A 22,426-nucleotide genomic window follows, 5' to 3' on the forward strand; every position below is an offset into this window, starting at 1 on the left:
CTTAATTAAATGCGTTATTTCATTTCGCAGACGGTCAGTGCGAATTTGTCGACACTTGCCCAATCGGTAAATTCCATATTGGTTTTTGGGTCTGTGGGTCCTTTGGTCATCCACATAATGAAGCGAATCATATTACGGTCGATTGGACCGTATTGTTGGTAATTCAGTTTTCCCGCAAAAACACCTCGTAAACTTGGTTTCCACTCTAGTTGAGTTAGAAATTTAATAATGTATGGATTGGTGTCTGGCTGGCATTTTTCAGGCTTTCGAGCAACTAAATTGACCGTGTAAAAAGCACTTGGCTTGCTTTCAAGTTGCGCTTTATGTTGTTCGATGAAATGCGTAACGACTTTTTGATGTTTGCCATAACGAATACTGGCACCAATGACGATGGCGTCGTGGCTAGCTAATGTGTCGGTCGTGACTTCTTCTACGGGCAATAAGGTGACCGCATAGCCTTGCTGTTCGATGACAGCTTGCATTTTAAGGCTAATCTTTTTTGTGTGACCGTCTGTCGTGGAGTAAATGAGCAAAGTATTAGACATGATAATTCAGAAAAGCTGCCTCTGGTTGTTTGGCGAGTAAAAACGAATTGAGAGGGGGGTTGTTATAAACACTCAAGGGCTTGCTGTAAAGGAGACTTGCTTTAACCGCTGTTCTTACTCGAAATTAAATAAAAAAACGGCCTAGAATAAGTAGGCCGTTTTTCTTCACAATACGTCAACAGAATTTTATTCTGCAGCGCTGTGTTTTCTCGCTCGGACGTCGGACTGTGAACTGCGATAGAATTTTTCTTGAGGTTTGGATTTAATTACTTGGTCGTCATAGTTGTTTTCGTTATGAAGTAACAAAAAGTTCGCTGCACGTTGTTCGTCTAAGCGTTTATTTAAAACGGCCGCTTTGATGGCGCAACCGGGCTCGCCTTGATGATGACAGTCACTGAATTTGCATTGTTTTTCTAAGGCGATAATATCAGCAAAATTGGCAATGGCACTGTTATCAAACTCAGTAAGCTGTAACTCACGCATGTCTTCTGTATCGAGCAAAATAGCCCCAGAAGGCATGATTTGTAATGCGCCCGAGTCGCCAATAGTCTTTTTCGTTTTACCGTCTTCAGTGGGCTGCATTAAGGTGTTTATTAACGCCGATTTTCCGGAACCTACGGCACCAAGCAAAGCGATGGTTTTGCCTTTTTTATGAAAAGGCGACAAACAGCGTAAGCTGTTAGCATCCAGTGCGTTCACGGTTTCGACGATAAGTAACGGATCTAACTTTTCTACTTGAGCTCGTTTTTCCGTCGCGTCTTCACAGGTGTCTGCTTTTGTCAGGATGACAACAGCATCGGCTTGGGCATCATGAGTAAGTTCTAAATAGCGTTTGATCAGAGCTAGATTGAAATCTTGATTCAATGCACACATTAAAAATACCGTATCGATATTCGAGGCAATGTCTTTAAATGAAGAACTGGACTCTAACAAGCGCAAAAAATTGTGATCAGTGTCGGTAATAACCCAGTCACCCACGACCATGCTTGGCATGTTTGGATCACTTTCTAAAACAAATAAACCGAATTCACTAACAAGCTCGTAGTGACTGCCTTTTTGAGCGCAGATACGTGCAATACGATTAGATTCTAAATCATCCAATGATAACTGTTGTTGGAAGTAAGCTTGCCAGCCTAAATCCAATAAAGTAAACGTGGAATCCATTACTATTACCCCAAGCGAAATACGCCATCGTAAATAAGAAGCAATGCGCTTCAATTAGTACAGCCGAATAAATTTTTTATTCTAGCCAGAAAGTTACGTAAACACCGGTAGGTTATAAACCATTTACACCGATATTACTCTTGAACCCGAGTATTACGAGATTAGCACAGTGTGAATGCACTACAAACAGAAATATAACGCTTATATAAAAGCGCTTGTTTAGTATATTTATATGAATACATTGAACATTAAATCAGCGTTAAACTATTTTTCGAACTTAGATTTCAACAATCGCCGGTACACTTGGTATAGATAAGGGAGTCAGTTGCCTATAGGCTTCGAGTTCTCACACAATTCACCAAGGTCGTCCAAAGATGAACAACCAATATAAGCAACTGACGCTGAAAGAACGATACCAGATTGAAGGCCTAAATGAACTAGAGAAGCTACGGTCAAGTTAAGTCACTCATCTTTAATTGATGAGAAGCTTGTTAATGGTAATAAGTTTAGTCGTTTAAACACTCTTTTAACCGCCAAACAAGCTGTTTGGCGGTTTTTGAACGGATTAACCCCATACGGATCGTATCATTTGATCGATTCTAAATACGTTTGCAAGCGCAAACAGTATAGCAAGCTTGTTGCCATTTTTAGCCAGATCTCGGTAGAGAACTTTTCTAAAACTAAACTGACATTTGATAATTCGAAAGGGTGTTCAACCTTTGTTTGGGTGCTCGCCTTGATATATTCTGTTTGATTGGCTTATTGGTCGCTTCTTTAGGTTTTTTATTTTACTCGGGGTTTCCGCGATCAACCCGTCTGCTTTGACACTTTTTAGTTCCTCCCGTTTCTGAGCTCCTCGAAAGCCAGAGTCCGCTGAGATAAAATGAAGCAGATTGACCGTCTTATTTAGTCATGCACGTTTGCAGCTGTCGTGCTGAGGCTATGCGTCAGTCCTGTTCTTGCGTCCACACTAATATGCGCTTTCAGACCGAAGAACCACTGCTTTCCTTTCTGAGCTTTATTCTTGGTTGAACTGGCTGCTTCGATATATTGTGGCGTCCACAATAGTACCTTCTTTGAGATAAAATCCTACGTCAGACAGCCATCTATTCACTTCTTTAAAAAGCTGGTGTGAGAGTGTGTTCTTTTCTAATAAATGTCTGAAATTCATGATGGTGGAGTGATCAGGAGTCAGGTTATCTAACGATAAGTCAGAAAACAAGCTATGGAAGTGATCTCATACAAAGCATCCTCAGTTGCTGGATCACTTATGTTGTACCAATGTTGCATGCAGTGAATACGGAACATGATTGATAGCGGGCAAGGTCTTCTGCCATATCCCCAGTTTAGGATAAAACGGCTCAATAAGTACTTCTAATTGATCCCAAGGCTTCAACTTATTCATGCGAGAAAGGAAAATTTCTTTACGTGTTTTACGGCGTTTGTTGTTAAATTCGCTGTCGGCAAAGGTGAGTTGGTGTGACATGGTTGAGACTCGAAGACTTAAAACGCGATTTTCTCATGAGAGGGACTTGTTCGCATGTTCCCTAACGCCCGCTTAGCGGACAAAAAATCATTGGTTATAATGTGGAGCGGAGTGTAACCCAACTAACTTTTTTTGTTCCGTTTAAAGCATTTGTTAGAACTTCTTTAGCTGAAGCCAAGTTCTATTTAGAAAAGTTTTCTTTCTTTTAACTGGGTATTTAAAATTGAAAAATGATATTTTAGGATTGTCAGAAACTGATAGTAACCAATTATCGTCTTTTTCAAAGAAAGAGAACTTTATTGAATCCAATCCAATGATAAGTGGGGTTTTAAAAATTCCTGAAGCATACTCAGCCGAAAGTTCTAATGTGTCTTTTATTCTTAATTGATTATCAATAAGGTAAATATACAGAGCCTCTTCTAATGGATTCCCTTCTGTAATAAATAATAGATAATTATCACCTACAGTGTACTGCGCCTCTAAAACACCACCTATAAGTTGGACCGAATCATTTACTGTTGAGTTATTGAGTCTAATTTTAGGAGTATCATTCCCCGTACTTTCAGCTTTCAATACTTCAAATGTTTTTGTTTCACTAATTTTCATTAAAAAACCATCCAAAAGAAACGTCTGCACCAAGTGCACCTAAAGCTCCACCAACAAAAACTCCAACGGTAACACATACTGGAGCGCCAGGACCACAAGCTAAACCTGCTAGAGCCCCTCCTGCAGCACCACCGGCAAAACCACCACCGATAACTACACCTTCTCGAGCTGTAGCTTTAGCTTTGTCGTCTGCAACAGCAATATTGTAAACTGCTATCCCAAGTGTTACGAACAGTAACCCCCGTCCTAATTTTGTATAGTTCTGCGCGGATGCATTTACGGCAGGTCTTGGCCTGCCTGAACTATCAATAATTTCCAAATATACTTGATTCTTTTGTAAGTTCGATAAATTTAAAAATGGCTTTTCATATTTATTTTGTGAATACTTCTCTGTTAAGTCACTCAGTGTAAGCCCTGTCTTTTTCAAGCTGACAGCCTTCGCTTTCCCTAAATCACTTGTTCGTAAACGCTGGGCTTCAAGTATTTGATTACGTATAACCTGTACTTGCTTAGCTGCATCCTCCGCAGAGATCGCACCAGAATTAATCCTTGTACGATATTCATCGGCTACTTTCTTGGTTTGATTGATATAATTCATTCTTACCTTGCCATCATTGATAAATCTATGAGCAAAATTCATTGCGGCAGATTCCATCTGAGATAAAGATCCTTCTAACATAGATCTATCATAACCTTGATTCATTCAATTACTCCTTTGAAGTCCTAACGCCACGTTAAGCAGCAAATAATAGCTGGCTAAAATGTGAGAGACACGAACAACAGCCAGCTGTTATTTCTTAGAACTCAACAATAGCCGATATACTTGGTATAGATAAGAGAGTCAGTTGCTTATAGGCTTTGAGTTCTCACACAATCCACCAAGGTTGTCCAAAGTTGAGCAACCAATATAAGCAACTGACGCTGAAAGAACGATACCAGATTGAAGGTCTAAATGAACTAGGCTTTTTGGCAAGAACCATCGCAACAAAAATGGAGCGAAGCAATAAAACGATTGCTCGTGAATTCAGACGATGCCCCAATAATAAATACTGTACTAAGACCGCTCACATTTATTCTAGCGCAATTAGAGCAAAGGCTCACTCAAATTGAGCTTCGGTCCAGAGCAGATAGCCACGCTAAAAGTCTGTTGCACTACGGTCTACAGCATTGTGTCAGAGCAAGGGTGGAGACACAAATTGAAAAGAAAAGGAAAGCGCTATAAGCCGCGCAAAGATACTATGGCGGACGCCATCTGATGCCTACCGAGTCGATATCGACCAACGTCCAAAATATATTGATGAGAAACAAGAAGTTGGTCACTGGGAAGGGATACTGTCTATAGTCAAAATGGCTACTTTGTGACGTTAACGGGGCGGGTAACAAAGTTCTTATTGACCTGTCGTGTTAAGAAAAAGATGAATAAGCTGGTATCTAAAGCCATTTTTAAATTATTGAAGCTTTTTTAAGTGCATTTGCCATAGCATTACTTTTGACAACGGAGGCGAGTTTGCAGGCCGTCAAAGTATTGCCAAAGCGCTGAAATGTAAAACCTATTTTGCTAAACCTTATCACTCATGGCAGCGTGGTCTCAATGAAAATACAAATGGTCTGCTGAGGCGTTTTATCCAAAGGGGTTCGCTATAGGCCAGCTCACCGTACAGGAAATTGCGGATACACAAATATTAATCAATTTAAGGTCTAGAAAATCACTGAACTACCTCACTCCAATTGAAGTATTATTAAATAAACGTGTGTCACTTATTGTTGGCATCTAGGGAATACTTCTTAGGCACTTGTTGAGTAATACAATGAATGTTTCCACCGCCTAATAATATATTTCTGGTTGCTACGCCGATGACGCTGTGAGTTGGAAAAGCCCGTTGTAATATCTGTTTAGCTTGGTTGTCGGTTTTTTCATCAAGTAAAGGAAAGACAACACGATTGTTGCTGATTAAAAAATTGGCATAAGAAGCGGCAAGGCGCTCACCAACGTGGCGATTCATGTAAGGGCTTTCAGTCAAATTTTTGGCTTCTTCTTCAGAGACAAAAAGTGGGCCTGGCATTGGTAACTTGATGACTTCCAGCACTCGACCTTTCGCATCGCTTGTTTTGCTTAATACGTTGAACGCATCTTGGCTGATGGCGTATTGAGGATCGCTTGGATCGTCACAATATGTCAGTGCGACTACACCCGGTCGAATCACATGCATTATGTTGTCGATGTGACCATTGGTTTCATCATTATAAAGACCTTGTTTTAGCCAGATGATTTTTGCAACGTTTAAGTACACCTTTAGAAAATCTTCGATGTCTTCTTTGCTTAAGTCTGGATTGCGGCTCGGGTGAAGCAAGCATTCTTCTGTCGTAAACAAAGTACCTTCACCATCCACATGAATAGAGCCGCCTTCAAGAATGAACGGGGCGTTATAGGTGACGTCCCCTGTCACCGCGGCCATTTTTTCGGCGACGGCATTATCTTGTTCCCAAGAATCGTATAAGCCATCGAGTTCGCCACCCCATGCATTGAATCGCCAGTTGTTTGCACGGCGCTCGCCTTTGTCATTGACGATATAGGTTGCACCTATGTCACGCATCCAGCAGTCATCTGAAGGAATTTCAAGAAGGCGGATCTGGCTAGGCAGTGCGAGACGAGCTTGTTCGTAGTGTTGAGCATCGACAATAAAGGTCACGTCGGTCGCTTGAGCGATTGCCGTAGCGACCGCAACAAACTCAGCTTGAGCGTGTTTGCCGTTTTCTCGCCAGTTGTCTTCCCGGGTTGGCCAGGCCATCCACACTTGCTCTTGCTGTTCGTGTTCCGCAGGCATGCGAAAGCCATCTAGTCTTGGTGAAGTATACAATGCAGTGCTCATAACAGTCCTTAATCGTGGCTTTCATATAAGGCAAAGGTTTTGCGCCAATTCTAGGGTAGAGGCGAAAACATTCAAGGGTATTTTTGTCTATTTCGGCGTATTTACTCCGTTTAAGTCACATTTTTTGCGTCTTTACAATTACTCGACGGAAACGTTTACCGAGCTGTTTTGTAAAAAATACCTATAGGTAGGGTAGTCGTCATCATGGGGCTCCAATTTTTTTCATTAAATATTGTTTAATATCAATATGTTATGTGATTTTTCAAAACTTGGCACGGCCTTCGCAATACTCTAAGGGAAATCAACAACAAGTACAGAAGCTCTTTGGTTCAAGTTGTTGAGTTGATCATTTGGGGAAGCAGACGCTAGACGTCAAAACAGTTCCCAAAATATTAAAACTAAATGGAGGTTACCATTATGAATATTAAACGCACTCTACTAAACACGGCTTTGGTACTGGTTACAGCGGCTACACTGGCAGCATGCAGTCAAGATACTGAAGACAAGGTAGAAGACGCGATGTCCAATGCAGGTGATGCTGTTGAGCAAACTATGGACGATGCCGGTGATGCTTTGAATAGTGCTGGTAACTCAATGGAAGACACCATGACGGACGCAGGTAATGCAGTAGAAGATACCTGTGAAGACATTAAAGAAGGCGTGAACGCGAAAGACACTGATTGTTAATAGTTGTCATCGACAGCAAAGGGACTGGTAATACCGGCCCCTTTGCTAGTTTGACTCGGTTATTTTGGTCGCAAGCAAAACGTATTACAAAAAATCCGTATTGTCGTATTTATCGAGTTTGTTGTAGAGGGTTTTGATGCTAATACCAAGTTGTTTAGCGGTGTCTGTTCTATTGCCATCATTTTTTTTGAGCGTTTTTAATATTGCGATTTTTTCTATGTCGTCTAGACGCATGCCAATAGGAATTCCCGCTGATTTATCTGTCTCGGTTTGGTCATTTAAATCATTGGTAACGAGGTGTTCTGGATAAATGACATGATCCGCCAGAATATAAGCTCGTTCAATGGCATGTTTTAGCTCTCGAACATTACCAGGCCAATGGTAGTGGCTGATTTTTTCTAAGCTTTGTGCAGAAAGCTGTTTGTGTTTGCCATCTTGGTTGTTTCGATAAGCTAAAAAATGCTGAGCAAGACCGCAGGCGTCACCTTCTCTGTCTTTTAGTTTAGGCACCATAATAGGGAATTGAGCTAAACGAAAATACAGATCTTCGCGGAAGACTTCATCGCGGATGGCGTCACCGAGTACACGGTTTGTTGCGGCAATAATTCGCACGTTAGCTATTTTTACTTGCTGAGCTCCGACCGGTTTGTACTCGCCACTTTCGAGTACTCTTAATAACTTTACTTGATGTTCGTAAGGCATTTCAGTGACTTCATCTAAGAATAAAGTACCACCTTCTGCTTGTTCGAAAACTCCTTGGTGATCTTTATGTGCTCCTGTGAAAGCGCCTTTTACATGGCCAAATAACTCACTATCGATCAGTTCAGGGCTAAGGGCGCCGCAGTTTATTGCGACGAAAGGGCCTTCTGCTCGTTGGCTAAAAACATGCAGAGTGTTAGCGATTAGTTCTTTACCGGTACCACTTTCTCCCATGATGAAAGCGTTGGCTTTTGTTGCTGCGACTTTTCGAATAGTACGGTATAGCGAGTGCATAGCAGAAGAAGAGCCGACTAATAGGCCGAATTGGTCGAGATAGCTCGTTTGTGTGCTGATAAGTTCTTTGGTGAGATTGAGTTCACAAAAGATTTCTTCTAATGACGATTCAATCAACGTTAAGTTGAACGGGGCTCGGTAGTGGAATCCAGCACCTTTGTGCATTAGCTTATCCAATATTGGATCTGGCATGCCTTGGCTGAAAAATAAAAACTCTGTTTGATATAGCACAGGACTACTAATGAGCTCTTTTAAAGCGGTGTCATGCAATGAATTGATTTCAATAAGGGCAACATCGCATTGTACCGTCGCGAGTTGATCTAGCCAGTTTTCATCTTGATGGCTAATGTTCAATTCATACTGTCGAACGCTTTGAATAGAAAGCAAGTTTGAAGCTAATAATGGATCTTGAACATGCATAAATAGCTTTGGTGAAGACATTATTATTTTCCCTGAGTGAAATGAAAAATCCATATAGTAATGAAATCATAGGGTTGAGGTCTAGCATAGCCATTCTCATTTACTTTGCATTAAACACGGCTTTAATCATCCTTATTTGCACAAAGTCCACCCTTTATTGAAAGGAGGTAGAGAATGCTTGATGGTCATTATTCAGAAAAGATGCCTTATCCTAGTTCAGACTCTCGTATTTTGTGTGACATGTTGTCGATGTGTTTTGATGGTTTTTCCGCCAATTGCACGTTATATGCTCGAGTAAGCAACACATTGGACAAGCACATTTTTAAGAAAGTATCTTCTTTGTATCGACGGCTTGCCGAGCGATTATTGTATGGCATAGGCGTTTTACCAGAAGATACAGGGACGATGAATCCAGAGCCAGGCTATATTGCGGTGGCGTATTTATCAGCTCTAAATGCCCCTGAAAAATATACTTCAAATCGTATAATGTCGGTAAACTGGCAAGTAATAAAACGCATTGGAAAGTTGGTTAGGCTATTAGATGATAAGTTGTTCGCTAATATGATAGTTGACTATCTAGCGTGTATTCAGGTGCTGCTGGACAATGCGCATTACAGACGCAAAGCGGCAAAGCTGATTTAAGATAGATACAGAGCCTAAAACACATCAAGCTAACGTAGTTTAGGCTCTGTGTTTGATTATTTATCAATCACAATACGGTAATCTAACTTACCTACAATAGCGCCTTGATTGTCATGTGTTGAAACGCTAAAACTGGCGCTGTTCTTTTCTTTATGTGGGTTGACCGTGGCGATGGTTTGGTTATTAACCACCAGTTGGTAAGTTTCTGAAAACGTAATATGTAAGTCTTCTGATCTTGGGTTTTCAAATAAAATACTGTCTTTTAAACGAATGACTCGACTTTCGCCTCGCACCCACTGGCCAACAAGTGGCTGTGCTTTGAACTTATTACTATTGTGAGTGACGGTCGCTTCAGATAAGAAAATTCGTATCAGATCACCATCTGCTGCAAGCCTCTGGCGATCATCAACGCGAGCATTTAATACGGCTAGATCCGTATTGGTCTTACTTATATAAGTACGTAATTGCTGAATCGCGGAGTTGATTTCTTTTTTATTTAATTGCTCTATATCCAATAGTCTTGGAAGCGCGGGCGCGTTCCCGATACGGCTTTTGAGTTCTATGAAATTTGTACTGGCAAGTTGTTTTTGTGCCTCAAATTGCTCAATGAGTTGATCATTCTTTTCGACAACCGTAGCGGCTTCAATGGATGTACTTTGCTTCGCTGTGTCGTCTGTAACAGGCGTGACTAGTTCAGTTAGATCATTTTTTGTTGACGTGCTTTTTTCAGTCGTAATGTCCTGAGTTGGTGTTTTCTCAGCTTGAGTCGGTTGGAATTCTTGTAAAATTGGCATCGAGCAAGCGCTGAGTAAAAGCGACGCAAGTAAAAGGCCAGTACGAAATGTAGGCATTGAAAAATCCTAAGATGGAAAAAACAAAAAAATAAGTCATTAAGTATGCGGGATGGCGTGTGGTATGTCGAGCTGAAGAACCTTATTAGTGATGAAGAGAATAGAGTAAGAGACAAGCAAACTACTTGTCTCTTACCTACGGTTTATCTTTGCGATTGATTCCACAGAATACATTCGTCTAGTGTTACACCTCGCCCACCAAATATATCCAGTGCGCTACCAATGGTTAAATCGACTTTGCCATTAGACAATTCGTGAACACGCTTAAGGTCCGAAAGTGACCGAGCGCCGCCTGCATAAGTGACAGCGACAGGGCAACCCTGACCGAGCAAGTGGACTAACTCTTCATCAATACCAGCTTGTAATCCTTCTACGTCTGCGGCATGAATCAAAAATTCATCGCAGTGGTTTGCTAGCTCGATCAAGTTTTCTTGGTTTACTTGTGTCGACGTAATGGTTTGCCAGCGGTCAGTGGTAATATACCAGCCGTTATCGGTGCGACGACAGCTTAAATCCAGTACTAGGCGGTCAGTGCCCGTTTCACGTTTGATTTTATCTAAACGATCCCACGAGAACTCCCCGTTTTTAAACAAATAAGAGGTGACGATAACGTGAGACGCGCCTGCATTTAGGTAGCTTGCGGCATTATTGTGTTTCACACCGCCACCAAATTGTAACCCATCAGGGTAAGCACGTAAGGCGCTGATCGCTTCCTCTTGGTTACCTTTACCTAACGCAATAACATGACCGCCAATTAGACCATGCTCACGATACATTGCGGCGTAATGTTCAGCATTGTATTCACTGATAAAGTTTTCTGTGGCTCCTTTGTCATTCAGGCTGCCCCCCACAATTTGCTTAACCTTGCCTTGGTGTAGATCGATACAAGGACGGAATTGGGTCACAAATAACTCCCTATTTATATAAAAATGTAGAGTACAGATTATAGCGGATTAGTTTCCTATAAACGATGCGCCAAAGCATATACTTCATAAGCCTGTTACAATCGAGAGCCAAATAGACGAATAGATTTATAAAGCAAATAGTATGTTGCAAATTACCCTCGCCGTGGCGATCCCAGACCACGAAATAGAATTGACTGCGATACGGGCCCAAGGGGCTGGCGGTCAGAATGTGAATAAAGTGTCTTCTGCCATCCATCTTAGGTTCAATGTAGCCAATTCCTCATTACCTGAATTTTATAAGGAGCGGCTGCTAGCATTGAGTAATTCACGACTTACCAAAGACGGTGATATTGTTCTTAAGGCACAACAGCATCGAACGCAAGAGCTCAACCGCGAAGACGCATTAATACGTTTGAAGGCGCTAATCCTTGAAGCGGTGCGCGTACAGAAAGCCCGTCGTCCGACAAAACCGTCTCGCTCTTCCCAAAGGAAGGGGATGGAACAAAAGAAACAAAAAGGTCAAATTAAAAGTTTGAGACGCAGTAACTGGGATTAGAATTTTACGCAACATGATGAATAATACTTGTTTTTCCAATTAGTCATACCCTTGTAGTATGGTGACATTACTTTTTTGGAATAATAAAAATAGGTTTGTTTACCATGAAATTAGAATCTCTTGCACTGCATCACGGTTATACATCTGAAGCGACGACCAAAGCGGCGGCTGTGCCTATCTACCAAACGACGTCTTATACTTTTGATGACACTCAGCATGGCGCTGATTTGTTTGATCTAAAGGTAAAGGGCAATATTTACACTCGAATCATGAACCCAACCACCGATGTGTTAGAGCAGCGAGTGGCGGCGATGGAAGGCGGAATTGCCGCCTTAGCGGTAGCATCTGGTATGGCCGCCATTACATACGCGATAGAATGTATATGTGAAGTTGGCTCTAATATTGTTAGCACTAGTCAACTTTATGGTGGCACTTACAATTTATTTGCTCATAGCTTTCCACGACAAGGCATTGAAACCCGTATGGTTTCAGCGGATGATTTTGCGGGTTTTGAAGCGGCAATAGATGACAATACCCGCGCTATTTTCTGTGAATCGATCGGAAACCCTGCCGGTAATATTGTTGATATCGAAGCGTTAGCAGCCATCGCGAATAAGCATGGAATCCCTCTTATTGTTGATAATACGGTAGCGACACCATTCCTATGTCGTCCTTTCGAACTCGGTGCGCATATTGTTGTGCATTCTTTGACAAAATACATTGGCGGTCATGGCACGACTGTTGGCGGTATTATTGTGGATTCCGGTAAGTTTGATTGGGTGGCCAACAAAAAGCGCTTTGCGATGCTGAACGAACCAGATCCGTCTTATCATGATGTTGTTTACACCGAAGCGTTAGGCGCAGCGGCGTATATTGGTCGTTGTCGAGTGGTTCCATTACGCAACACAGGGGCTGCGTTGTCGCCGCACAGTGCTTTCTTGATAATGCAAGGTTTGGAAACACTGGGTCTAAGAATGGAGCGTCATTGCTCTAATGCTGAGGCATTGGCTGTTTTTCTTCAGAACCATAAGAAAGTGAGTTGGGTCAATTACGCCGCGTTGCCAGAAAACAAATATAATGAAATGAGTCAACGTATTACCAGCGGTAAAGCATCTGGTGTATTGAGCTTTGGTATTAAAGGTGGCATTGCAGCGGGTACACAATTCATTGACGCATTAGAGATGGTATTACGTCTTGTAAACATTGGTGATGCTAAATCGTTAGCCTGTCACCCAGCGTCAACAACACACCGTCAATTAAACGATGAGGAATTGGCGAAAGCGGGCGTTAGCCGAGATCTTGTTCGTATTTCAGTAGGAATTGAAAACATCGAAGATATTATTGCCGATATCTCTCAGGCACTCGATAAAGTAACGGTTTAAGAGTAAATATGGATAGAAGGGTAGGGTTGCCACTGGGCGATCCTACTTTTTATGACAATGAAGTAATCGTGACATATTTAAAAATGTTTTTATTATGGCCAGCTATGATACGTTTAAGCCATTACGTGAGTTTACTTTCTGGGATTGTTTTCTAAGGGGATTGGTTAAATAATCGTCGACTTGGGGATTGAAATGGAAAAAATAACAGCGATGGCAAATGGTAATGACGCCGATCAGGATATAAAGAGTCCTTGTATCCGGCAGTGCTGCCTTGATACTGATGACGTCTGTGTTGGTTGCTATCGTACCATCACAGAAATTATGGACTGGCATCAATCAACCCAAAATCAAAAAAAAGACATATTAACCCGTTGTTTATTACGTAAAAAGCAACGTCCCCATTCATAATATCGACTCTTTTCACTCCCTTCTTCTAGTGCAAGACTCTTTCTTCGCAAGCTGTATTTAAGTTCTTTTTGAGTTTTTTTTATTCCCACTGTAATAAATCGATTTTCATCAACGTCTAACCTATAGTTACAGAATGAGAGTGCTTGGGATTTTACCAAGTTTGGGATGAAGTTTGTGGGTGCCTTTAACGTTGATTTTAGAATTTCAGACATGGCTAGTATCGGGTTCGGCGTCTTTTGCGTTGTTAAGTATTGGTATTGTATTACTGTCTTACTTACTTGAAGACCTTGCCATTGCAACGGCGGCCATCTTATCTGCTCAAGGGTCATTGCCTCCTAGTTTTGCCTTGCTAGCGATTTTTATTGGCATTGTCACGGGAGATCTTGGATTGTACATTTTGGGCAGTTATACCCGAAGAATACGGTGGTTACGTTATCGAGCGTTAACCAATGTGTCTTATAAACGGGTTAAGCGTAATTTGCAGCAAAGAGCCTTCCTAAATCTTTTTATTATTCGTTTTATCCCTGGATTACGTACCATAGGGTTTACGTTAAGTGGTTTTCTTCCTGTTCCACTTCCTCTCTTTTTAAGTGCCGTCCTTCTCGCTTCTTCGATTTGGACACTGTTGGTATTCACACTTATTTATCTCTTAGGAAGCCATGTATTGATGTTGTTATCAGAATTTAAATGGGGGCTTATTCCTGTGGCATTTGCTTTTTTGTTTTTTATAAACCGTTTTCTTAATAAGTCTTTTTCAAGAGGTTTGTCATGAGCTCTATGCTAGGAGGGCAGTTTATCGAGCCCAATAAAATCAACGCAGGTATGCCACTACTCCAAGTCGATGAAAAGGCCAGTATTTCGCCTTATGAGTTTATGCCCAGTTGGTTCTTTTATGCTCCTGTTGTTGTGCAAAGCTTGTTACTTGGCCTTCGTCATGGCGATGTATGTTTGCCGCTCATTGCGAACCCAAGTATTAAACTGAGCGGGATGGTGGGCGAATCTAAAACTGATATCTTAAACTTGGCCGGCCCCATAGCAAAACAATGGATTGAACCTTTTATTACGCTTACAAAAAGCGAAGAGGATTTAGTGAGTCAGTTAGACGTGGCATTGCAAGCGATGGACTCGGCAGCCTTGTCTTTTCCCATTGTTGCTAAGCCTGATTTGGGCTGCAGAGGTGTAGGCGTTAAATTGCTGCAATCTAAAATGCAGCTTCATGATTATATTCAAGATTTTCCTTCATCTGCTCGGTTTTTATTACAGCGAAAAGCGCCTTACCAAGCTGAAGCTGGTGTGTTTTATGTGCGCTACCCAGGTCGAAAAGAAGGTGAAATTATTTCCATTACTTTAAAGTACACACCGAGTGTAGTTGGCGATGGAACGCACAGTTTGAGACAACTAATCGAACGTTGCCCTCGTGCTGGTCAATTAACACATTTGTATTTTCCTCGTCATACCCAAAAGCTGGATTGGATACCTGAAGCCGGAACCGAATACCCGCTCGCTTTTGCCGGCAGTCATAGTCGCGGCTCTATTTTCCGCAATGGTAATCAATACATTACCCCTGCGCTGACTCGTAAATTGGATGACATCCTAGCGGACGTTGATGGCTACTATTATGGCCGTTTGGACATTAAGTTCGCTGACATAGAATCCTTTATGGCGGGGGAGAATTTTTCCATTTTAGAAATGAACGGTGCGAGTAGCGAAGCTACCCATATATGGGACAGACATACCAAGCTTTTGGATATTTTTAGTACCTTATTAAAACAGTATCGAATCCTGTTTGATATTGGCGCGTTACAGAAAAAACGCGGAATTAAAACACCCACTATTCGTGCGTTATTAAAGGCATGGAGAGAGGAAAAAGCGTTGATACAACACTACCCAAGTACAGATTGATATCGTGAGCTCACGTTGACCCTCTCAATGAATTATCTCAAGAATAGTAAAGGCAATCATTATGCATTCGGTGTTAAAGAAGACAGAGAACCAAGCGACGAGTAACGCTGTTCATTCGTCAGCGATTGAGGGCTGCCTAGAAGTACTTACTCAAGCGTCTCGATGTCTGGATATGCTGGATGATGAGGATTATAAAGCGTCAGTGAAGCCATATGTTACCAGTTCTATAGGAGAGCACTTTCGTCATTGGTTAGATGTTTTTCAGGCAATATATCAAGCGGATATGGTGATTGACTATAACAAACGACGTCGAGGTCATGCGGTAGAAACATCACGGTTAATTGCTCAGTCTGAAATTGTAGAGTTAACGGATTGGCTAATGGGCTTATCTGAAAAAGAGCTTAAAAAAAGCGTAAACCTAGTGACAGAGGTCGCGTTATCGCATACGCAGACATGTTTTATGTCGTCTACGTTAGAGCGTGAAATTACCTTTGCTGCGCTTCATGCTAATCATCACTTTGCGATGGTGAAAGTCACGGCGAATTTGATGAATAAGCCCATTGAGGCTGACTTTGGTATCGCACCAGCCACTGCTTCTTTTTTACGAGGCCAATAACGATGTGTTCCGTTTCTTGGTGTATTGACGATTCAGGCTACCAAATATTTTTCAATCGAGACGAGCAAAAAACACGTGCTCCCGCATTGGCACCACAATCTTTTTTTCAACAAGATACACACGTTTTGATGCCAATTGACCCAGTTGGACAAGGAAGCTGGATTAGCTTGAATGAATACGGGTTGTCTTTGTGCTTGTTAAATAATTATCAGGGTACAAAACCAGAAGGTGAGCTCATTAGTCGGGGGCAATTGCTCAAACGGTTATCGAGTGAAGCGGGTTTAGCACAGGTTGAAGCGCATTTTGGCACGCTTACCCTTGAACAGTTTGCGCCTTTTACCTTACTGGCGTTTGAGTTGGAGAATAGCAAGGTGCGGTCGTTTGAATGGGATGGAAAGCAGGCTTGCATTAGCAATGCTGTATCGCCGCATTTTTCTTCTGCGGTGGCGTTAGACAGCGTATCAGAGTATCGGCAATCGGCTTACGAACGTGAGTCAATAAAAAACACCGAGGCGTTATTGATGTTTCATTCTCAGCATCATCCAAAGCATTCGCATATGTCGGTTTGTATGCATCGAGACGATGCTCAAACCGTTAGTTTTACGCGTATTCAAGTATCCAAAGACAGTATGCAAATGAATTATGTACCGGGGTCACCTTGTACTCATTTGTCACCGCAAACGATGGCCGCCTTGGCGTACCATTTACCCAACACCATTTCTTTAGTGAGTTAAAACTAGGAGCTGATATGACACGTATATTTGTTTTTATGACTTTTTTCTTGAGCAGTATTGCTTATGCACAAGATGCTATTTACACCGGTTTTTTTAGCAGCAAAGCACTTAATGGCTACGATACGGTGGCGTATTTTACTGATAACCATCCTGTCGAAGGGAATGCAAAGTTTGTAACGGAATATAAAAATGCGGATTGGTATTTTGTTTCGCAACAACATTTAGATATGTTTTTGACGGAACCGGAAAAATACGCACCACAATACGGTGGGTATTGTGCTTGGGCTATTTCAGCACAAAATGACTTTGCTTCTTCAGATCCGACTCAGTGGGCAATTGTCGACGGTAAGCTCTATTTGAATTACGACCGTGACGTTAAAGAAAAGTGGGATAGGGATCCGGCTTTACACATCAAACAAGCAGATACCAACTGGCCAGCGTTGATTAACAAATAAGGTTAAGAAGAATGAAAAAGTCATTATTAAAATATGTACCGACAGTATTTATTGCTTTTGTTTTTGTGCAGTCATTGTTTTTTAAATTCACCGGTTCTTATGAAACGACTCATATTTTTGGTGTATTAGGAGACTGGTCTGGATTGGCTTTTTTCGGTGAATATGGGGGTTATATCATTGGGACAGCAGAACTGATTGCTGTGATTTTATTGTTTACTCGTGTTCATGGTCTTGGCGCTTTGATGAGTTTGGGGATTATGTCTGGCGCGATTATTTTCCATTTATTCACGCCACTTGGCATCGTCATGCCGGAATTTAACGAAGTAGGTGACATTGTTGGTAACGATGGTGGTTTGTTGTTTGGTATGGCGTGTTTGGTTTGGTTGAGCGCGGCTTTTTTATCAATCCGCGATCTAACAAACCGTCAGGGCACCTTATATAAAATCGCTGATAAAATAGTCAACCAAGGGGCTTAGTCATGCTAAACAGCTCTTTTCGTTTGCCCAGTCCTTTTCGTTTACCAAGAGTGACGCCATTTGGCGTCGGGGAATCTATTGTTGAATGGGCAACAGGGCTTGCTAAATTGGATCGATTGTACCAACAAAGGCCCAGTAGACAGACCAGTTTTGAGTTTATGCGTTACACCCTTGACGCGTTGAATATTGATTATTCCATTGCTAAAGGCAGCGTTGAAAATATTCCGCAAGATGGTCCTGTGGTGATTGTGGCAAATCATCCGCTTGGTGCTATTGAAGGTGTTGTACTGGCCGACTTGGTTGGACGAGTGCGTCAAGACGTCAAAGTATTGGCCAATGAATTGCTTAAGCGCTTGCCCGAAATCAGTGACTTGTTCATTGGCGTGGATGTCTTTGGCGGAAAGTCAGCGCAACGAACCAATGGTCAAGCGATTCGTGATGCACATCGACACCTTGCTAACGGTGGCGTATTGATTGTTTTTCCTGCAGGGGAAGTGTCGACTTACCCTAAGCGAACTTCTTTTAAAAAAGAGCGAACCTTGGCTGACATAGAATGGAGCCAGTCGGTGGCTAATTTTCTAAAGCGAAGCCAAGCCGTCACGGTTCCCATTTTTATTAACGGACAAAACAGTGCTTTGTTTTATCAAGCCGGCCGTGTTCATCCTTTGTTACGCACGGCCTTGTTGGGCAGAGAGTTATTGAATAAAAAAGCGTCGCGGATCGATATTTCTATTGGTAGTGCGATTCCTTTTTCAGAATTGAGTCAATTTGAGAGTAGCCAAAATCTAGTGAGTTATCTGCGTTTAAATACCTACTTGATGAGCCCACAGCAAATTCACACAACCGCAAAACGCAACGAAAATACTGATTTACCGATTATTGCGCCTATCGCCCCAACCATATTAGACGAAGAAATTGCTAACTTGCCCGCTGACATGTTGTTGTTGGAGCAAGGTGAGTTCCGTGTGTATTGTGCGCCAACGCAATCTATTCCTCAGTTAATACAGGAAATCGGTCGTATTCGAGAAGAAAACTTTCGAGCGGTGGGAGAAGGCAGCGGTTTGGCCTGCGATTTAGACGAATACGATCTTTATTATCATCAACTTTTTGTTTGGCATAAGAGTAACAAAGAGGTTGTCGGTGCGTATCGTATGGGAATGGTGGATAAGCTCATCGCTGAACACGGCTTAGAGGGGTTGTATTCACGCAGCTTATTTCATTATGACCAAGCTTTTATCGATACCTTGGATTATAGCCTTGAAATGGGGCGTTCTGTGGTCGCTGCCAAATACCAGCGTAATTTAAATTCGTTGCTGATGCTTTGGAAAGGCATTGCGACGTTTGCTCATCGAAACCCAAAATACACGCATTTATTTGGCCCTGTGAGTATCAGTAATGACTATAGTCATGTATCTCGTCAATTAATTGCGGCTACCTTGTCTATTCATCATTACGATAAAGAAAAAGCGGGGTTGGTGAAAGCTTCTACTCCGCTAAAAAGCAGCAGTGATATTTTCTGGAAACCTAACCTGTTAGCGGCATTGACGACTGTCACCTTGTTGTCGAAAATATTGTCAAGAATGGAGCAGGGCAAAGGATTGCCTGTGTTGATTCGTCAGTATTTAAAAATGAATGGGAAATTGGTGTGTTTCAATGTAGACCCTGCTTTTCATGACTCACTGGATGGCTTAATTGTGGTCAATTTAAAAGACGTTCCCGTGTCGATTTTGGCCAAATACATGGGCCGCCCAGAGGCGGAAGCCTATTTAACCGATGCCAATTTGGCAGTCCCTACCCTAGTAGGAGACAGTCCAGAAGATGAACACTCTGTACCGTAAGTTGGCGCATCAAGATACATAATCACATAAAGCCATAAGGGACGTTTATTTCGAACTGCGTGTGTTCATGCCTCGAATGGCTTTTATGACTTTATCTGGGTGTTGTAGATTAATAATGTGACCAGCCCCTTCAATCATTTCAATGTGTAGCTCGCTGTTTTCAAACAAATGGGTGGCGTATTCTGCATTTTTAGGGTCGACTAAAGTGTCTTGCGTGCCTTGTAAAAGGCTAATTGGAGTGGTTAGTTTAACGAATTTAGGTTGAGCCAATTCCAAGCTGTTGGTTAACCCTAATACTTCTATGTTGGAGTTATTCCATAGGTCAGGAATGACCAAACTAGGCGTCCAATCCAATAGAGTATTATACCAACGAGCCTGTGCTAGAGATGGTTCTAAATCCCCTGCCAAAATGACCACGCCACGTACAAATTCCGGATAATCAGCGGCCAAGATCGGTACCAATGAACCGCCTAAAGAATGCCCCACCAGAATGATTTTTTGGTTCCCATTATGTTGCCAAATATTTTTTAGCATCGGGCCGATCATATCTGATTGAGTTTGTAATGCCGCTGGGAAGTTTCCTGAATGAATCGATTTGCCCCAACCAGGTCGATCTATCGCGATGATACGAAAATTGCCTTTAAACGCATCGTTTTGGAAGTAACGAGCAAAAGAGGACCAGTCACCAGGCGTGCCATGCACAAATACGACCGTATCTCTGGGTGTATTGGTCGGGTCGCTGTTCACATAGTGAAGTTTAAATTCACCTTTTGGACCTTTCATATACAGAATATGATTCTGAATGGTGTTTGGTGTATTCATAACCTGTTGAGCAATCTCTTTATTTTCTTCGATGTCTTTTGGCATCGAACAAGCGGTTAATGCCATCGCAAAAAAACCGATTAGGCAAAGTGTCAGGTTGGAATGCGCGGTGTTCAAAATCAATTTCACGGATTAGGCTCCAAAATGTAAAAATGGCCATTTTAAAGATGGCTAGTGTATGGGGTAGCGTAATGTATTTGCGAATGATTATACCTTTTATAGGCACAAACAAGTGCTTATCATTTTAACGGATGGCTAGGCGTCTATTGTATTCACGCGTGATCGGGCGTCTTTTTACCTACTTATTTCTTTCACTCTCTTTATATTGATCTAAAGCAATGTTTTAAAGCGAAACTGCACTCATAATATTACCTTATAGTAAGTCTCAAATCGTTTGGGGCTTCGGTGGGCGTTAGATAATAAGAACACTCCGTAAGGAATACGTGTCTGCAAACGTCTTTTTTTTCAGTCAAATGAATGGGTTTAAGTCATATGATTAACGAAGCTGTAGTGGAATTATCGCGGTTTCAGTTTGCTCTCACTGTTATGTACCATTATTTATTTGTCCCTTTGACACTAGGGATGGCTTTTTTATTGGCAATCATGGAATCGGTTTACGTGATTACCGGCAAGCAAGTCTATAAAGACATGGTGAAGTTTTGGGGTAAATTGTTTGGTATTAACTTTGCGTTAGGTGTGACAACAGGTTTGACGATGGAGTTCCAGTTCGGGACAAACTGGTCTTACTATTCTCACTATGTTGGTGACATTTTTGGTGCGCCTTTGGCCATCGAAGGTCTAATGGCTTTCTTCCTTGAATCCACATTGGTGGGCTTATTCTTCTTTGGTTGGGAACGTCTGAGCAAAGTAAAGCATTTAATGGTGACGTGGGGCGTCGCGTTAGGTTCTAACTTATCGGCATTGTGGATTTTGATTGCCAATGGTTGGATGCAAAATCCAGTCGGTTCAGAATTCAATTATGAAACCATGCGAATGGAACTAGTGGATTTTGGCGCCTTGATATTAAACCCAGTGGCGCAGGTGAAATTTGTTCACACGGTCTCCGCGGGTTACACCACAGGCGCGATGTTCGTTCTTGTTATTTCAAGCTACTACTTATTGAAGGGCCGTGATCTTGCGTTTGCTCGCCGCTCTTTTGCCATCGCGGCTGCGTTTGGTTTGGCGTCTATCTTGAGTGTTATCCTTTTGGGTGATGAATCAGGTTACGAGCTAGGCGAAGTTCAGAAAGTGAAATTGGCAGCGATAGAAGCAGAATGGGAAACTCAGGAAGCCCCTGCAGATTTCACCTTGATAGGCTTTCCAAATCAAGAGCTTGAAGAAACCGAATATGCAATCAAGATTCCCGGGTTAATGGGGCTCATTGCAACGCGTTCTCTCGACACTGAAGTGGAAGGTATCAAGGAGCTGAAAGCGCATAACCGTCAACGTATTATCAATGGCATTTATGCAAATCAATTGCTTGAAAAATTACGCAGCGGTTCGACCGATCCACTGGTGAAAGAGAACTTTGAGAAAGTAAAAGGCGATCTTGGTTACGGTTTGTTAGTCACGGCGTTTAATGAAGATATGAATAAAGTATCGTCAGAAGATATCGACATGGCGGTGGAATACTCTATCCCAAACGTTGCGCCACTGTTCTTCGCTTTCCGTATCATGGTGGGTTGTGGTTTTGTGATGCTCTTCGTATTTGCGGCGGCTTTCTATCAAAATGCACGTCGACGTATTGGTCAAAATCCTCTTTTCTTGAAATTCATTATGGTGTGCTTGCCGCTGCCTTGGATCGCGAATGAAGCAGGTTGGTTCGTTGCCGAATATGGTCGTCAACCGTGGGCCATTGGTGAAATATTACCGGTTCATGTGGCCGTGTCTAGTTTAACAGCCACCGAAATTTGGATCACCATTGCAGGCTTCACAATCTTATACACCGTGTTCTTGATTGCCGAGATGTATTTGATGATTCGCTTTGCGAAGCAAGGGCCTTCTAGTTTGCACACAGGTCGTTATGCACTTGAACAAGAAACTGCTCAGTTAAAGCAGGAGGTATAAG

General features: G+C 42.1%; 22 protein-coding genes and 2 pseudogenes. 14 read left to right on the top strand and 10 right to left on the bottom strand.

Annotated features, from left to right (window positions below; genetic code table 11):
* Window positions 1–14: 14 nt before the first annotated feature.
* The 5 genes and pseudogenes from hemG to M3I01_RS06660 all read right to left on the bottom strand — a co-directional run bounded on the left by hemG (window position 15) and on the right by M3I01_RS06660 (window position 4,504).
* Window positions 15–545 (bottom strand): menaquinone-dependent protoporphyrinogen IX dehydrogenase, encoded by a 531-nt coding sequence (gene hemG, locus M3I01_RS06635; RefSeq protein ID WP_255894991.1) that lies wholly within the window; start codon window positions 543–545, stop codon window positions 15–17.
* Window positions 546–731: 186 nt separating this feature from the next.
* Window positions 732–1,709, bottom strand: a complete 978-nt coding sequence (rsgA, locus tag M3I01_RS06640; protein ID WP_255894994.1) for a GTPase RsgA — start codon at window positions 1,707–1,709, stop codon at window positions 732–734.
* A gap of 565 nt (window positions 1,710–2,274) precedes the next feature.
* Window positions 2,275–3,195, bottom strand: a pseudogene (locus M3I01_RS18570) (IS5 family transposase).
* Window positions 3,196–3,348: 153 nt separating this feature from the next.
* Window positions 3,349–3,801, bottom strand: coding sequence for a hypothetical protein (locus tag M3I01_RS06655; protein ID WP_255894997.1), 453 nt, complete (start codon window positions 3,799–3,801; stop codon window positions 3,349–3,351).
* The gene (locus tag M3I01_RS06660) at window positions 3,791–4,504 is read right to left on the bottom strand and encodes a hypothetical protein (protein ID WP_255894998.1); all 714 of its coding nucleotides are present in this window, start codon (window positions 4,502–4,504) and stop codon (window positions 3,791–3,793) included. The genes M3I01_RS06655 and M3I01_RS06660 overlap by 11 nt, the downstream gene beginning before the upstream one ends.
* Before the next feature lie 191 nt (window positions 4,505–4,695).
* Here M3I01_RS06660 and M3I01_RS18600 point away from each other — a divergent pair.
* Window positions 4,696–5,576: pseudogene (locus tag M3I01_RS18600) on the top strand (IS30 family transposase).
* Here the strand turns inward: M3I01_RS18600 and aguA are convergent.
* Window positions 5,556–6,671, bottom strand: a complete 1,116-nt coding sequence (aguA, locus tag M3I01_RS06675) for an agmatine deiminase (RefSeq protein ID WP_275564987.1) — start codon at window positions 6,669–6,671, stop codon at window positions 5,556–5,558. The pseudogene M3I01_RS18600 and the gene aguA overlap by 21 nt on opposite strands.
* 417 nt (window positions 6,672–7,088) lie before the next feature.
* Between aguA and M3I01_RS06680 the strand changes: the two genes are divergently transcribed.
* Complete coding sequence (locus M3I01_RS06680) at window positions 7,089–7,358, top strand: hypothetical protein (RefSeq protein WP_255894999.1); 270 nt, start codon at window positions 7,089–7,091, stop codon at window positions 7,356–7,358.
* An 84-nt stretch (window positions 7,359–7,442) separates the two neighbouring features.
* Here M3I01_RS06680 and M3I01_RS06685 read toward each other — a convergent pair whose 3' ends face one another.
* Window positions 7,443–8,792 carry a sigma-54 interaction domain-containing protein gene (locus M3I01_RS06685; protein WP_255895001.1) on the bottom strand — a complete coding sequence of 450 codons (1,350 nt, stop codon included), beginning with the start codon at window positions 8,790–8,792 and terminating at the stop codon, window positions 7,443–7,445.
* Between the two features lie 153 nt (window positions 8,793–8,945).
* On the opposite strand from M3I01_RS06685, the gene M3I01_RS06690 reads away from it, so the two are divergent.
* Entirely contained in the window at window positions 8,946–9,413 is a 468-nt protein-coding gene (locus M3I01_RS06690; protein WP_255895002.1) for a hypothetical protein, read from the top strand.
* Window positions 9,414–9,469: 56 nt separating this feature from the next.
* Here M3I01_RS06690 and M3I01_RS06695 read toward each other — a convergent pair whose 3' ends face one another.
* Together M3I01_RS06695 and hisA are read right to left on the bottom strand one after the other, a co-directional pair.
* Window positions 9,470–10,264, bottom strand: coding sequence for a hypothetical protein (locus M3I01_RS06695; RefSeq protein ID WP_255895003.1), 795 nt, complete (start codon window positions 10,262–10,264; stop codon window positions 9,470–9,472).
* Window positions 10,265–10,407: 143 nt separating this feature from the next.
* Window positions 10,408–11,169, bottom strand: coding sequence for a phosphoribosylformimino-5-aminoimidazole carboxamide ribotide isomerase (hisA, locus tag M3I01_RS06700; RefSeq protein WP_255895005.1), 762 nt, complete (start codon window positions 11,167–11,169; stop codon window positions 10,408–10,410).
* Between the two features lie 142 nt (window positions 11,170–11,311).
* On the opposite strand from hisA, the gene arfB reads away from it, so the two are divergent.
* The 10 genes from arfB to M3I01_RS06750 all read left to right on the top strand — a co-directional run bounded on the left by arfB (window position 11,312) and on the right by M3I01_RS06750 (window position 19,536).
* The gene (arfB, locus tag M3I01_RS06705) at window positions 11,312–11,725 is read left to right on the top strand and encodes an alternative ribosome rescue aminoacyl-tRNA hydrolase ArfB (protein WP_255895008.1); all 414 of its coding nucleotides are present in this window, start codon (window positions 11,312–11,314) and stop codon (window positions 11,723–11,725) included.
* 104 nt (window positions 11,726–11,829) lie between these two features.
* Window positions 11,830–13,107: an O-acetylhomoserine aminocarboxypropyltransferase/cysteine synthase family protein gene (locus M3I01_RS06710; RefSeq protein WP_255895009.1), complete on the top strand. Its 1,278-nt coding sequence runs from the start codon at window positions 11,830–11,832 to the stop codon at window positions 13,105–13,107.
* A gap of 192 nt (window positions 13,108–13,299) precedes the next feature.
* The gene (locus M3I01_RS06715) at window positions 13,300–13,515 is read left to right on the top strand and encodes a DUF1289 domain-containing protein (RefSeq protein ID WP_255895010.1); all 216 of its coding nucleotides are present in this window, start codon (window positions 13,300–13,302) and stop codon (window positions 13,513–13,515) included.
* A 190-nt stretch (window positions 13,516–13,705) separates the two neighbouring features.
* Window positions 13,706–14,287, top strand: a complete 582-nt coding sequence (locus M3I01_RS06720) for a DedA family protein (protein ID WP_255895011.1) — start codon at window positions 13,706–13,708, stop codon at window positions 14,285–14,287.
* Window positions 14,284–15,417 carry a D-alanine--D-alanine ligase gene (locus M3I01_RS06725; protein WP_255895013.1) on the top strand — a complete coding sequence of 378 codons (1,134 nt, stop codon included), beginning with the start codon at window positions 14,284–14,286 and terminating at the stop codon, window positions 15,415–15,417. Before M3I01_RS06720 ends, M3I01_RS06725 begins: the two co-directional genes overlap by 4 nt.
* 61 nt (window positions 15,418–15,478) lie before the next feature.
* The gene (locus tag M3I01_RS06730) at window positions 15,479–16,033 is read left to right on the top strand and encodes a hypothetical protein (protein WP_255895014.1); all 555 of its coding nucleotides are present in this window, start codon (window positions 15,479–15,481) and stop codon (window positions 16,031–16,033) included.
* A 2-nt stretch (window positions 16,034–16,035) separates the two neighbouring features.
* Window positions 16,036–16,767: an NRDE family protein gene (locus M3I01_RS06735; RefSeq protein WP_255895016.1), complete on the top strand. Its 732-nt coding sequence runs from the start codon at window positions 16,036–16,038 to the stop codon at window positions 16,765–16,767.
* 14 nt (window positions 16,768–16,781) lie between these two features.
* Complete coding sequence (locus tag M3I01_RS06740) at window positions 16,782–17,222, top strand: YHS domain-containing (seleno)protein (protein ID WP_255895017.1); 441 nt, start codon at window positions 16,782–16,784, stop codon at window positions 17,220–17,222.
* Window positions 17,223–17,233: 11 nt separating this feature from the next.
* Window positions 17,234–17,698, top strand: coding sequence for a hypothetical protein (locus M3I01_RS06745; RefSeq protein ID WP_255895018.1), 465 nt, complete (start codon window positions 17,234–17,236; stop codon window positions 17,696–17,698).
* A 2-nt stretch (window positions 17,699–17,700) separates the two neighbouring features.
* Window positions 17,701–19,536, top strand: a complete 1,836-nt coding sequence (locus M3I01_RS06750; protein ID WP_255895019.1) for a lysophospholipid acyltransferase family protein — start codon at window positions 17,701–17,703, stop codon at window positions 19,534–19,536.
* A 45-nt stretch (window positions 19,537–19,581) separates the two neighbouring features.
* Here M3I01_RS06750 and M3I01_RS06755 read toward each other — a convergent pair whose 3' ends face one another.
* A complete protein-coding gene (locus M3I01_RS06755; RefSeq protein ID WP_255895020.1) occupies window positions 19,582–20,487 on the bottom strand; it encodes an alpha/beta fold hydrolase in 906 nt (301 codons plus the stop codon).
* Window positions 20,488–20,850: 363 nt separating this feature from the next.
* On the opposite strand from M3I01_RS06755, the gene M3I01_RS06760 reads away from it, so the two are divergent.
* Window positions 20,851–22,425: a cytochrome ubiquinol oxidase subunit I gene (locus M3I01_RS06760; protein ID WP_275564988.1), complete on the top strand. Its 1,575-nt coding sequence runs from the start codon at window positions 20,851–20,853 to the stop codon at window positions 22,423–22,425.
* Window position 22,426 lies beyond the last annotated feature (1 nt).

The organism is Marinomonas maritima, assembly GCF_024435075.2.
GTDB lineage: Bacteria > Pseudomonadota > Gammaproteobacteria > Pseudomonadales > Marinomonadaceae > Marinomonas > Marinomonas maritima.